10 protein-coding genes are annotated in these 12,736 nt (G+C 63.3%); 5 read left to right on the forward strand and 5 right to left on the reverse strand.

Features of this window, described 5'->3' with window-relative positions; translation table 11 throughout:
* Positions 1-14: 14 nt before the first annotated feature.
* Positions 15-2,348: a TonB-dependent receptor gene (locus tag FYJ91_RS03620; protein ID WP_149520897.1), complete on the reverse strand. Its 2,334-nt coding sequence runs from the start codon at positions 2,346-2,348 to the stop codon at positions 15-17.
* A gap of 405 nt (positions 2,349-2,753) precedes the next feature.
* Between FYJ91_RS03620 and phhA the strand changes: the two genes are divergently transcribed.
* From phhA to fahA, 4 genes are read left to right on the forward strand one after another with little or no spacing between them, the layout of a single operon-like run.
* On the forward strand, positions 2,754-3,626 hold the full coding sequence (gene phhA / locus FYJ91_RS03625; protein WP_149520898.1) for a phenylalanine 4-monooxygenase: 873 nt from the start codon (positions 2,754-2,756) through the stop codon (positions 3,624-3,626).
* 2 nt (positions 3,627-3,628) lie between these two features.
* Positions 3,629-4,669, forward strand: coding sequence for a 4-hydroxyphenylpyruvate dioxygenase (gene hppD / locus FYJ91_RS03630; RefSeq protein ID WP_149520899.1), 1,041 nt, complete (start codon positions 3,629-3,631; stop codon positions 4,667-4,669).
* A 24-nt stretch (positions 4,670-4,693) separates the two neighbouring features.
* The gene (gene hmgA, locus FYJ91_RS03635) at positions 4,694-5,947 is read left to right on the forward strand and encodes a homogentisate 1,2-dioxygenase (RefSeq protein ID WP_149520900.1); all 1,254 of its coding nucleotides are present in this window, start codon (positions 4,694-4,696) and stop codon (positions 5,945-5,947) included.
* Complete coding sequence (fahA, locus tag FYJ91_RS03640; protein ID WP_149520901.1) at positions 5,944-7,227, forward strand: fumarylacetoacetase; 1,284 nt, start codon at positions 5,944-5,946, stop codon at positions 7,225-7,227. The genes hmgA and fahA overlap by 4 nt, the downstream gene beginning before the upstream one ends.
* A gap of 39 nt (positions 7,228-7,266) precedes the next feature.
* On the opposite strand, the gene FYJ91_RS03645 is transcribed toward fahA, so the two are convergent.
* On the reverse strand, positions 7,267-8,106 hold the full coding sequence (locus FYJ91_RS03645) for an alpha/beta fold hydrolase (protein ID WP_149520902.1): 840 nt from the start codon (positions 8,104-8,106) through the stop codon (positions 7,267-7,269).
* Between the two features lie 205 nt (positions 8,107-8,311).
* On the opposite strand from FYJ91_RS03645, the gene FYJ91_RS03650 reads away from it, so the two are divergent.
* Positions 8,312-8,839 (forward strand): nuclear transport factor 2 family protein, encoded by a 528-nt coding sequence (locus FYJ91_RS03650; RefSeq protein WP_149520903.1) that lies wholly within the window; start codon positions 8,312-8,314, stop codon positions 8,837-8,839.
* Here the strand turns inward: FYJ91_RS03650 and FYJ91_RS03655 are convergent.
* The 3 genes from FYJ91_RS03655 to FYJ91_RS03665 are packed head-to-tail and all read right to left on the reverse strand — an operon-like array spanning position 8,836 to position 12,491.
* Positions 8,836-9,279, reverse strand: coding sequence for a nuclear transport factor 2 family protein (locus FYJ91_RS03655; RefSeq protein ID WP_149520904.1), 444 nt, complete (start codon positions 9,277-9,279; stop codon positions 8,836-8,838). The genes FYJ91_RS03650 and FYJ91_RS03655 overlap by 4 nt on opposite strands.
* Before the next feature lie 17 nt (positions 9,280-9,296).
* The gene (locus FYJ91_RS03660) at positions 9,297-10,073 is read right to left on the reverse strand and encodes an SDR family oxidoreductase (RefSeq protein ID WP_149520905.1); all 777 of its coding nucleotides are present in this window, start codon (positions 10,071-10,073) and stop codon (positions 9,297-9,299) included.
* A 36-nt stretch (positions 10,074-10,109) separates the two neighbouring features.
* Positions 10,110-12,491: a TonB-dependent receptor gene (locus tag FYJ91_RS03665; protein ID WP_149520906.1), complete on the reverse strand. Its 2,382-nt coding sequence runs from the start codon at positions 12,489-12,491 to the stop codon at positions 10,110-10,112.
* Between the last annotated feature and the right edge of the window lie 245 nt (positions 12,492-12,736).

The raw sequence follows: 12,736 nt of genomic DNA on the forward strand, positions 1-12,736 counted from the left end.
CCGGATGTCGGGGATCAGAACTCCTTGCTGGCGCGGACGCCAAAGGCACGCTTGGGCGGGGCGACGATATATTCGCCGTTCGTCCGGTTCGGGTTCCAGTTGCCGTAATAGCGGCTGAAATCCGGAGTCGTGTCGTTCAGGACGTTGTCGACGAAGATCGAAGCCGACCAGCTGTCGCCCTTCAGGCCGAACTGCAGATCGAACACGGCCTTGGCATCGAGACGGACGCGGTTGTCGAAGCGGACATATTTGCCCGAACGATAGCGGCCGCTGACTTCGAAGAAGCCCTTGGTGCCATCATCCATCACCGGCGCTTCGACGCGGGTCGAACCGGACAGCGAGTGCTTCGGGATCCACTGCACGCGATTGCCGCCGAACTGGCGCGGGGTGGCACCCGCAACCGCCGGGAACACGTCGCGGGCCGCGAAGTCCTTATACTTCGAGTCGGTATAAGCGTAGTTGGCGTTGAAGGTCAGCCAGTCGGTGGCCTTCAGTCCGGCACCAAGCTCGAAACCCTTCACCGTCGCCTTCTTGGCGTTGATGATGTAGTTCGTGGTGATGCCGGCGAAGGCCGGGCACTGCGCCTCGGGGCCGAACGGGCTGTTCTGACCGAAGCAGACCGTCGTCACCTGAATGTCGCGCCAGTCCGAATAGTAGATCGCGGCGTCGAGCGTCAGGCGACGATCGAGAAAGCGGCCCTTGGTGCCAAGTTCGTAGGTCCAGATCTTCTCCTGACCGAACGGACGGACCGAGTCCGCAACCGCGCCGGTGTTGAAGCCGCCCGGCTTCGAACCCTTCGAGATCGTCGCATAGACATTGGTGTCCGGATCGATCTTGTAGCTGGCGCTGACGCGCGGCAGCCAGGCGTCGAAGCTGGTCTTGCCCCGGAAGTTGATCGCGGTCGAACCCGACGAGTTCAGCGAGTTGAACAGGGTCGCGGCATAGGCCCGGATCTTCTCATGATTGAAGCGCAGTTCACCGGTCAGCGTGAAGGCATCGGCGAACTCATATTCGAGCGAGCCGAAGGCCGAGTAGGTGTTGGTGAACAGGCCGGACGGACGGCCCGGAATGTTCGAACGGCTGCCGGTGACAAACGACTGCGAGCCGACGAAGCGGGTATAATCCACCTCGGTATAGTTCTCGTCGAAATAGTAACCGCCGAGCAGCGCGTGGAACGCGTCGTTATCGTAGTTCAGGCGGACTTCCTGGCTGAGCTGCCGCAGCGAGGTATCGCTGTCGAAGATGCCCACGCAGATGGCGGGCACGCAGTTCTGGATGCCGTTGGTGATCGTGCCGGCCGGCGTGTTGTCCGGCTTGTTGTCGAAGTCCAGCTTGATGCTGCCCTTCGTGCGGTTGTAGCCGGTGATGGCGTTCAGCGTGAAGCCGTCGCCCAGATCCAGCTCGCCATTGATGACGCCGCGCCAGGTGTTCGCCTTGTACCCGTAATAATCGGTGTTGGTGGAGATGCCGATCTGGCTCTGATCGAACTCCTTCTCGCCGATATAGTTGACCCCGAACAGGGTCGTGTTGGTACGCGGCGTGATATAGCCGGCGTTCGGCTGGATATGATCGCGCAAATAGCTGAGCTGGGTCTTGAGCTTGAGCGCACCGGTCTTCAGCAGCGCCGAGCCGCCGACGCCATAGGTCTCGCTGCCGCCCAGATGCTGGCCGTTGCCCGGATTCTTATAGAAGCCGTTGAAGTTGCGGTACGTGCCCGAAAGCTTGACCGCCAGCGTGTCGTCGACGACCGGCCCGGTGATGTGCGCCGTGATTTCGCGACGGCCACGATCGCCCAGCGCACCGTCGATCTTCGCGCCGGTGGTGAAGGATGGTTCGCGGCTGATGAACTGGATCGCGCCGGCGAAGGCCGAACGACCGAAATAGACGGTCTGCGGCCCCTTCACGACTTCGATCCGCTCGAGATCCATCAGCGCGGCCGCGGTCTGCGCGCCCGAACCGCCGAGGATGTTGTTGAGCGTAACTCCGGTGACGTCGACACCATCGACGATGATCGCGACGTTCGACCGTCCCTCGGTCAGCGCGATACCGCGAAGGCTGGGACGGATTTCGGCGGGCGAGAAGCCGCGATCCATCTGCAGGCCGGGGGTCAGCTGCGCGACCTTGTCGACCGAGTTGACGCCCTTTTCGACGATGCTGCCTTCGCCGAGCGCGTTGATCGCGATCGGCACGTCGATCAGCGATTCCTCGCGGCGACGAGCCGTGACGATGATCTCGGTCCCGCTGTCGGCGGCCGTATCGGCCGGCGTGGTTTGAGCATAAACGCCGGTCGGCGCCCCGATAGCGATCGCAAGCGTTGCCGCCCCGACCATGAATTCCCTCTTGCGCATTAGCGCCTCCCTTCGCTGCCTTGCTGCATGGAAGCTAGGGAGCAACCAAACTGTCACAACAAAGTTGAACCGCTTTGTTCGCCTGGCGAAAGGATGGTCTTGCGCGGCACTATCTGCCTCCTGCAAAGGCGGCTGTTTTCTGCCGTTTTCAAGCGATTTAGTTCAACTCCGCCTGCTCGTTTAGCGGGAGACGATTAAAAAATAGGCACTCGCGCTTTCTGCACCCTCACGCAGATTGGAACCGCTCGCCGATGGACGCATCCAAATCGGGTGCGTGGCGAGAATCATGCAGGACTATGAAACCATTTCGATATTTCCGCATTATCGAAACAGATAATTCACGATGCCGCCGATGATCTGAACCTTTGGAAGGAAATTCCCGGCAGACTGTGGGAATTTTCTCGTATGGCGTCGATCGACCCCTCCCCGCCCACAGGCGCCGCATCGGACTGGACCGTCCCGCAAAATTGGGATGCCTACACAGCCGCCGAACACGCGACCTGGGATCGGCTGTTCGAGCGGCAGGCGAAAATGCTGCCCGATCGCGTTGTCCCCGAGTTCATGACCGGGCTCGATATGCTGCGGATGGACAAGCCCGGCATCCCCGATTTCGAGGCGCTTTCCGATCGGCTGATGAAGGCGACAGGGTGGCAGGTGGTCGCGGTACCCGGCCTCGTCCCCGATCGGGTGTTCTTCGAACATCTCGCCAATCGCCGCTTCGTCGCGGGCAGTTTCATCCGCACCCCCGACCAGATCGACTATCTGCAGGAGCCCGACGTCTTTCACGACGTTTTCGGCCATGTGCCTCTGCTCGCCCATCCCGTCTTCGCCGATTATATGCAGGCATATGGCCAGGGCGGCTTGCGCGCCGATGGGCTGGGCGCGATCGAGCGGCTGTCGCGCCTTTACTGGTACACGGTCGAGTTCGGGCTGATCCGAAAGGGGGGCGACCTCAAACTCTACGGTGCGGGCATCGTCTCCTCACACGGGGAGTCGATCTACGCGCTTGATGATCCGTCGCCCAACCGGATCGGCTTCGATCTGCGCCGGATCATGCAGACCGAGTATCGGATCGACGATTACCAGCAGAGCTATTTCGTGATCGACAGTTTCGAGGATCTGCTGCGCCAGACGATCGAGACCGATTTCGCCCCGCTCTACGCCGCGCTCGACGGCCGGCCCGATATCGCGGTCGACGCGGTGCTGCCGACCGACCGGATCTACACGCATGGCACGCAGGCTTATGCGCGCGACAAAAACAACGATGAGAGGATGTGACCATGGCTGAGGATGCCAACCCGCTGGGCCTGAACGGCTTCGAATTCGTCGAGTTCACCTCGCCCGATCCCGAGGCGATGGCCGCGCAGTTCGAACAGCTCGGCTTCGTCCCCACGCACCGCCACCCGCGCAAGAACATCACCCGCTACAAGCAGGGGCGCATCAACCTGATGCTCAATCGCGACGATGCAGGCCGGGTCGCGGCGTTCCGGGGTGAGCATGGGCCCTCGGCCAGCGCGATGGCCTTCCGCGTCGCCGATCCGGCTGCCGCGATGACCTGGGCGCTGGAGCATGGCGCGAAGCGGACCGACGAGGACGATACCGTGATCCAGGGGATCGGCGGCTCCTACCTCTACTTCATCAAGGATGGCGACGATTTCTACACCGACTGGGCCGAGTTTCCGGGCTGGCGCGAGGCAGAGGCGGAGAATTCGGTCGGGCTCGACCTGCTCGACCACCTGACGCACAATGTCCGCCGCGGGCAGATGCGGGTGTGGAGCGAATTCTACCGCACCCTTTTCAACTTCGAGGAGCAGAAGTTCTTCGACATCAAGGGGAAGGCGACGGGCCTGTTCAGCCAGGCGATGATCGCGCCCGATCATGCGATCCGCATCCCGCTGAACGAAAGCCAGGACGAGACGAGCCAGATCGAGGAGTTCATCCGCGAATATAAGGGCGAGGGCATCCAGCACCTCGCGCTGACCACCGGCAACATCTACGACACGGTCGAAAAACTGCGCGCGCGCGGCGTGCGCCTGCAGGACACGATCGAGACCTATTACGAGCTGGTCGACAAGCGCGTGCCCGGCCACGGCGAGGATCTGGACCGCCTGAAGCGCAACCGCATCCTGATCGACGGCAGCATCGAGCGCGACGAGGGTATCCTGCTCCAGATCTTCACAGAGAATATGTTCGGCCCGATCTTCTTCGAGATCATTCAGCGCAAGGGCAATGAAGGCTTCGGCAACGGCAATTTCCAGGCGCTGTTCGAGTCGATAGAACTCGATCAGATCCGGCGCGGCGTGATCGCGGTCGACGCCTGAACAGGCCGGACAGGGAGAGCGCCGATGCTGACAGGCTTCGGAAATCATTTCGCCACGGAGGCGGTGCCCGGCGCGCTGCCGGTGGGGCAGAACTCGCCGCAAAAGGTGCCGTTCGGGCTGTACGCCGAACAGCTTTCCGGCACCGCCTTCACGGCGCCGCGCCACGAGAACCGGCGGAGTTGGCTCTACCGCCTGCGCCCATCGGCAAACCACGCGCCGTTCGCGCCTTATGACGGCGGCGGCCTGCTGCGCGCGCCCGAAGGGCCGGTGAGCCCCAACCGGCTGCGCTGGGATCCGATGCCGATCACCGGTGCGCCGACCGATTTCATCGATGGCCTCACGACCTATGCGGGCAACGAGGGCTGCGGGGTTCACCTCTACGCGATCAACCGCGCGATGAACGCGCGCGCCTTCGCCAATGCCGATGGCGAGATGCTGATCGTCCCGCAGGAGGGGCAGCTGCGGCTGACGACCGAGATGGGCGTGTTCGATGTCGAACCACTCCAGATCGCCCTGATCCCGCGCGGTGTGCGCTTCCGGGTCGATCCGATCGACGCCACGGCGCGCGGCTATGTGTGCGAGAATATTGGCGCGACCTTCCGCCTGCCCGATCTCGGCCCGATCGGATCGAACGGCCTCGCCAATCCGCGCGACTTCGAGACGCCGGGAGCCGCCTATGAGGATGACGACACGCCGACCGAGCTGGTGATGAAGTTCGAAGGCCGGCTGTGGACCACCACGATCGACCATTCGCCGTTTGACGTCGTCGCCTGGCACGGCAATCTCGCGCCCTGCCGTTACGATCTGCGCCGGTTCAACACGATGAACACGGTCAGCTTCGATCATCCCGATCCGTCGATCTTCACGGTGCTGACGTCGCCCAGCGACACGCCGGGCACCGCGAATATCGACTTCGTGATCTTTCCCCCGCGCTGGATGGTGGCGGAAGGGACGTTCCGACCGCCTTGGTTCCACCGGAACATCATGTCCGAGTTCATGGGGCTGATAGAAGGCGCCTATGACGCCAAGGCTGGCGGCTTCGCGCCTGGCGGGGCGTCGCTCCACAACCGGATGGGCGCGCACGGCCCCGATCGCGCGAGTTACGAGGCTGCCGTCGCCGCCGATCTGAAGCCGCACAAGATCGCCAACACGATGGCCTTCATGTTCGAAAGCTGCCACGTCTTCCGCCCGACGCGCTTCGCGATGGAGACGCCCTTGCTCCAGCCGGATTATGATGCCTGCTGGTCCGATTTCCCCAAGGCGGAGTTGCCGCGATGATAGACGAAACCCACGATCCCGCCCGCACCAGCTGGGTCGAGAGCGCGAACGGCCATGCCGATTTCCCGATCCAGAACCTGCCGTTCGGCATCTTTTCCGCCAGGGAAGGCGGCCGCCGCGCGGGCGTCGCGATCGGCGACATGATCCTCGATCTGCCCGCGATCGCCGATCGCCTGCCCGATACGGTTCAGGATGCGATCGCCCAACCGACACTGAACACTTTGTTCGCGCTGTCCGCCGAGGACCGGCGCCTGCTCCGCAAGGCGCTATCGGCGATGCTGGCGGACGAGCGCCACGGCAAAGCGATCGCGCCGCACCTCTATCCCGCAGCCGAATGCACGCTGCACCTGCCCGCGACGATCGGCGACTATACCGACTTCTTCGTCGGCATTCATCACGCCACCAATATCGGCCGCCAGTTCCGGCCCGAAAATCCGCTGCTCCCCAACTATAAATATGTGCCCATCGGCTATCATGGCCGTGCTTCATCGGTTCGACCGTCGAATGTGCCGGTCGTGCGGCCGAACGGCCAGCGCAAGGCGCCCGACGCCGACGCGCCCGAATTCGGCCCGAGCCGCCGTCTCGACTACGAACTCGAACTCGGTGTGTGGATCGGGCCGGGCAATGCATTGGGTCAGCCGATCTCGATCGGCGAGGCGGGGCGCCATGTCGCGGGCTTCTGCCTGCTCAACGACTGGTCGGCGCGCGATTTTCAGGCGTGGGAATATCAGCCGCTGGGGCCGTTCCTCGCCAAGAACTTCCATTCGACCGTCTCGCCCTGGGTCGTGACTGCCGAGGCGATGGCGCCCTTCCGCATTGCCCAGCCGCCGCGCCCCGAAGGTGATCCGGCACCCCTGCCCTATCTGTTCGACGAAGGCGATCAGGCGGAGGGAGCGCTGAACCTCAGGCTGGAGGTATTCCTGAGCAGCGAGAAGATGCGCGCCGATGGCGTCGCGCCGATGCGACTGAGCAGCGGCCTCGCATCGAACATGTATTGGACCATCCAGCAGATCGTGACCCACCACGCATCGAACGGGTGCAACCTCAGTCCGGGCGACCTGCTTGGCACGGGCACGATCTCCGCGTCGACCAAGGACGGCTTCGGGAGCCTGATTGAGATTTCGGCGGGCGGGAAGGAGCCGGTGCCGCTGCCGACCGGCGAGAGCCGCACCTTCCTGGAGGATGGCGACGAGGTGATCCTGCGTGCGACCGCATCGGCGGAAGGGCGCGCCTCGATCGGCTTCGGCGAGTGCCGCGCGGTGATAACGCCGGCACCGTAAAGCCGGCGGGATCTTGCGACCCCGCCGGCTGCAGGTTCATCAGCCCTGGATGAAGGCGAGGATGTCGGCGTTGAGCACGTCTGCATTCACCGTCAGCATGCCATGCGAATAACCCTCGTAGATCTTGAGGGTGGGGTTTGGCAGCAGTTCGGCCTGCAGCAGCCCGGCATTCTTGTACGGCACGACCTGATCGTCGTCGCCGTGGAGAACGAGGGTCGGCACGCTGATCGCCTTGAGATCGTCGGTCTGATCGGTCTCGGAGAACGCCTTGATACCTTCATAATGGGCGAGCGCGCTGCCCATCATGCCCTGGCGCCACCAATTGTCGATCACGGCAGGCTTAACGTCGGCGCCTTCGCGGTTGTAGCCGTAGAAGGGGCCGGAGGCGACGGCGCGGAAGAAATCGGCGCGGTTGGCGGCAAGGCCGGCGCGCAGGCCGTCGAAAACCTCGATCGGCAGGCCGCCCGGATAGGCATCGGTCTTGACCATGATCGGCGGCACCGCACTCACAAGCACCGCCTTAGCGACGCGGCCCCGCGGCAGCCCAAAACGGGCCACATAGGCCGCGGCCTCACCACCGCCAGTCGAATGGCCGATGTGGATGGCGTTGCGCAGGTCGAGATGCTCGGCGATCGCCGCGGCATCGGCGGCGTAGTGCGCCATGTCATGCCCGAAATCGACCTGTTGCGAACGGCCGTGACCGCGACGGTCATGGGCGATGACGCGATAGCCCTTCGAAAGGAAGAACAGCATCTGGCCGTCCCAATCATCCGCCGACAGCGGCCAGCCATGATGGAACATGATCGGCTGCGCGTCCTTCGAACCCCAATCCTTGTAGAAGATTTCGACGCCGTCCTTGGTGGTGACAAAGTTGCTCATCGGAAGTCCCTTTCGTCTCGAAGAAGCTGATGAGAACGGTCTAACCAAAACTGAAATTGCGATGCAGAGCGATAAAATCGTCGCGGGCGTTCAACAAAATCGAAAAGACCAAGCCTGAAACCGCCATACCGGATTCTGGCCGGATGGCCTCGCCCCGCGGCACCGCGGCGCCCAATCTGAATAGCTATCAGCGACGGGATTCGCCATGACCTACACGCTTCAGCAGCTTTCGGATTTCGAGGATATCCGCACTCTCAAGCATCGCTATTTCCGGGGGATCGACACCGCCGATCTGGCGCTGCTCGATACCTTGTTCACCGACGACCTGGTGGTCGAATATCGCGGCGGGGATTATCGCGTGAACCTGACCGGGCGGGCGGACATGATCGAGTTCCTCGCCAACAGCTTCAACGCGCAGGCGGTGGCGATGCACCACGGCCATATGCCCGAGATCGAGCTGACCGGCCCCGACAGCGCCACGGGCATCTGGTATCTGGAGGACATCTTCATCTCGCTCGGCCAGCGGCGGCACACGATGGGCAGCGCGATCTATCGCGACGTCTATCGGCGCGAGGACGGGCGCTGGAAGATCGCGCGCACCGAATATGATCGCATCATCGAGGTCGTGCGCCCGCTCGGCCCCGACGAACGGATCACCGCGCATCATCTGGCCAAGGCGGGGCGGCCGACCGATCAGGTGCGCGACATCTCGCACCTGATCAGCTTTACTTAGGCGGGCGGCATCATCGGCGCGTTGTGGCTATAGGCCATCTCCTCATAGCGAGAGGCGATGCGCCAGCCATCGGGTGTGCGGACGAGTTCGTCGCGATACCACAGGCCGATGAAGAAGGTTTGCGCTCCCCCGTCCTCGCCCTTGATCACCATCGGGTTGAACAGGATCGTCCGGCTTTTCGCGCGATCGCCGTCGAGCGTCAGCTGGGTCGTCGCGACCATGTGCTGATATTTTGGGAAGTTGCCGAGAACCGTGGGCAGCCACGCCTTGATCTCGGTCACATTGCCCTTCGCGCCGCCCGTTTCGGTATAGTCGATCGCCGCATCGGGGGTGAACACGCTGTCGAGCGCATCCCAGTTGCGATCGTCGATCGCGAAGCTGTAGCGCGCGAACAAATCCTGGATCTCCAGTCGATCCGACATTTCCTGAAGCGACATCATCGTCGATACCCTCCCCCTCAAGGCGCCATGTACTGGCCACCGTTCACGTCGACCGAAGCGCCGCTCATCACCTTGGAATAATCGGAGACGAGGAACAGCACCGCCTTGGCGCAATCCTCCTCGGGCGGAATGATGCCCAGCGCGATGCGGGCGGTGATCTCCCCGACGACCTCATCGCGATCGCGGCCCGCGGCGACCTGGCTGTCGATATAGCCATAGACCGGCGCACCGCCGATCCAGCCCATGCGGGTCAGGTTCACGCGGATGCCATGACGGCCGAAATCCTTCGCCATGTGGCGGGTCAGCGCGTTGAGGCCGCCTTTGGCGGTGCCGTAGGCGCCTTCGCCCGGAAAGGGATCGACGGTCGACTGGGTCGAGACGTTGACGATCGCGCCCTTGCTCGCCTTGAGCGCGGGCAGGCATGCCTGCGCCATCCGCAGCGCGCCGGCGCAGTTGACGTCATAGACCGCGGCGAACTCGGCGACGTCGACCTCGTCGGTCGTCTGCCAGGGGCCGTGGATATAGGCCGAATTGACGAGGCCATCGATGCGGCCGAACGCCTTCTCGGTGGCCGCCGCCAGCGCACGGCATTGATCGGCGCTGGTGACGTCGGTGGGGACGGCAACCGCCTCCCCACCCGCTGCGCGGATCTCGTCGGCGACTCCCTCGATGAACGCCTTGTTGCGCGCGCCAAGACCGACCTTCGCACCTTCCGCCGCCGCGATCCGGGCGAGCGACTGGCCCATGCCCGGTCCGACACCGCTTATGACGACGACCTTGTCCTTCAACAGCATATCCATCTCCTCAATTGCGTCGGGACCGCGCCCCCATCAAAAGGCGAAGCCGAGTTCGACGCCATAGGTGCGCCCGCGCTCATAGCTGCCCGACAGCGCCAGCACCGACGCGCCGAACGACACATATTGTTTGTTGAACAGGTTTTGTCCGAAGGCGGAAATCGACGCCTTCGCACCGCCAACCGGAATGTCGACCAGCCCGAACCGCCCGTCGACCAGCCAGTAACCCGGCCGCCGGTTGAACTCCTCCAGCACACGTTGCCCCGTCAGGATATTCACCTGCGGGGTCGATGTCAGGAAATAATGGCTGCGGTAGCGCCCCTCGGCGCGGCCCTGCAGATGCATGCCGTTCGCCATGTCGGGCGCATCATATTGCGCGGCGACGCGGCCGGTCCATTTCGAGCTGTAGGTCGTCCGGGCGAAGTCGGCCACATCCACGCCGTTCAGGATGAAGGTCTTGTAGCCCAGATCCGCATAGCCGATATTGCCGCTGAGGATCAGGCCGCGCACCGGCAGCCATTCGGCCTCCAGTTCGAAGCCCTTGATATCGGCCTTGCCGGCATTGTCGAAAAACTGGCGCCCATTGATGAAGTTCTGCGTCTGCAGATCCTTGTAATCGCTGTAATAGGCCGCCGCGTTCAGGCGCACGCGATTGTCGAACAGCTGCGTCTTGGCGCCGACTTCATAGGCGACCAGAGTCTCGGGCTTGTACGCGATACCGCTCAGAATGCCGCCCGCGACATAGCCACTCGAAATCTTGGCATAGACCGTGGCGTCATTGTTCGGCCGCCACGTCGCGATCCCTGTATAGGTGAGCCGCTTGTACGAAACCTTGTAGTCGCCGACGCCGAGTTGCCCGCCCTGCGCGCCCGATACCGAGGAGATGACGTTCTCGCGATCGTCGATCGTGCCGCGCAGGCCGGCGGTGACGTCGAACGTGTCGGTGAGGTGATAGGTCAGCTGGCCGTAGCCCGCCCAACTGTCATTGACCGCGAGCGTACGGGTCACGCCGCTGCCAAATGCGGCATCGAGCGGGCTCGGCACGTTCACGCCGCCCGGCATCGGCTGAAGGATGCCGAGCACATCGGTTGCGGGCGATCGTTCGTGGAAATAGAATACGCCGGTGGTCAGATCGTAATTGTCGCCATCGATCTGGAACTGGACCTCCTGACTGAACTGGCGTTGGCTGGTCTTGCGCGCGGCGAGCAGCGAGAAGAAATAGTCGTTCGGCCCCGGCACATTGGCGGGCGCGAACAACGCTCCCTGGATCTGCGCCGGGGTGAGGCCGGGCGTGATCAACGCACCGAATTGCGCGAAGGTGAAGCGCAGGCCGCCGGTCGAAGCGAGATCGAACAGGTTCGGATCCTGCCGGAACTTGCGATAGGCGGTGATGCTCTTGACGGTGAGCCGGTCGGTCGCGTTGACCGTCATCGTCAGGCTGTGGCCCTGCGTCACCACATGTTCCTCGCTGGTCGCGTTGGCGACCGCCTTGAGCCGGGTCGGGGAGGTGTTGGTGATGCCGCCGAACAAGGGCTGGAGCGCGAAGATCGGTGCGAGGATCTGGCCCGACTGATCGGGGATCACGCCGAAATTCTGCGCCGGACGGGCGACCGAGCGTGAGTCGGTATAATCGAAGCGGTAGTCGGTGATCAGCGCGCCGAACTCGCCACGTATCGCGACCTGCCCGCCGTCGATATTCCGCCCGCCGAGCTTCTTTGCGTAGGTCTGCGTGCCGAAAGACGGATCGCGCAGCGACAGGTTGAAAGTCTTGCCGCCGACCAGGTTGGTATAGTCACCGTCGATCTGATCATGGAGATAGGCGAGCTTGATCGTGAACGGGCCGAACGCGGGCAGATCGAGCACCGCCTTGCCGCGCCACGCATCGTAATTGCCGTAGGATGCCGTGGCCTTGAGCCCCCATTCGCCTTTCGGCGCGGCGGAGACGAGGCTGATCGCGCCCGAGGTTGCGTTGCGCCCGAACAACGTGCCCTGCGGACCGCGCAACACCTCGACCCGCTGGATATCCGCCAGATCGAAGACCGAACCGACCGTGCGGCCGATATAGACGCCGTCGAGATAGATGCCGACCTTGGGATCGACCGCATTGTTCGACGTGCCCGATGCGATGCCGCGAATGATGATCGTGGGGTTCGAAGCGAGACCCTGCGTGTTGATCTGCAGACTGGGCGCGAGGCCCGCCAGATTCTTGACGTTGGTGATCCGCATCTGATCGAGCTGTTCGCTACTGATCGCGGTGACCGCGACTGGCACCTTCTGAAGGCTCTCCTCGCGCCGCTGCGCGGTCACGACGATCTCTTCGAGCGAAGCATTGTCGAGCGGCGGGCCGGCCTGCTGAGCATGGGCCGCGGTGGCCAAGACGGAGACGCTCGTAAGTGCGGCGACGGTGCTGAAACGCATAAATCCTCCCCAGTTTCTTATCATGTGCGCAGATGGTTGCGGCCCGCACCCGTGCCCGGAATGCGATGCCGATGGTTTTGCGGCGCCATGCTGGGGATCGATCGTCGCCGCTGTTCCGGTCGACGAACGCCCTGTCGGTCGTCAGGTGGAAGTGCCTCGATTCATCAGCTTTCCTCTCTCGTTTTTTGGCGAACTGCGCAGAGTTTGGATCCCTGCCTTGCCGCAAGTCGCGCTTTTGATTTGCT

Origin of the sequence: Sphingomonas montanisoli (assembly GCF_008274695.1) — a bacterium.
GTDB lineage: Bacteria > Pseudomonadota > Alphaproteobacteria > Sphingomonadales > Sphingomonadaceae > Rhizorhabdus > Rhizorhabdus montanisoli.

Bases quoted from the DNA above. Each gene is read 5' to 3' on its own strand.
- hppD (WP_149520899.1), top strand. From the start codon at position 3,629: ATGGCTGAGGATGCCAACCCGCTGGGCCTGAACGGCTTCGAATTCGTC.
- FYJ91_RS03650 (WP_149520903.1), top strand. From the start codon at position 8,312: ATGACCTACACGCTTCAGCAGCTTTCGGATTTCGAGGATATCCGCACT.
- FYJ91_RS03645 (WP_149520902.1), bottom strand. From the start codon at position 8,106: ATGAGCAACTTTGTCACCACCAAGGACGGCGTCGAAATCTTCTACAAG.
- fahA (WP_149520901.1), top strand. From the start codon at position 5,944: ATGATAGACGAAACCCACGATCCCGCCCGCACCAGCTGGGTCGAGAGC.
- hmgA (WP_149520900.1), top strand. From the start codon at position 4,694: ATGCTGACAGGCTTCGGAAATCATTTCGCCACGGAGGCGGTGCCCGGC.
- phhA (WP_149520898.1), top strand. From the start codon at position 2,754: ATGGCGTCGATCGACCCCTCCCCGCCCACAGGCGCCGCATCGGACTGG.
- FYJ91_RS03660 (WP_149520905.1), bottom strand. From the start codon at position 10,073: ATGCTGTTGAAGGACAAGGTCGTCGTCATAAGCGGTGTCGGACCGGGC.
- FYJ91_RS03620 (WP_149520897.1), bottom strand. From the start codon at position 2,348: ATGCGCAAGAGGGAATTCATGGTCGGGGCGGCAACGCTTGCGATCGCT.
- FYJ91_RS03665 (WP_149520906.1), bottom strand. From the start codon at position 12,491: ATGCGTTTCAGCACCGTCGCCGCACTTACGAGCGTCTCCGTCTTGGCC.
- FYJ91_RS03655 (WP_149520904.1), bottom strand. From the start codon at position 9,279: ATGATGTCGCTTCAGGAAATGTCGGATCGACTGGAGATCCAGGATTTG.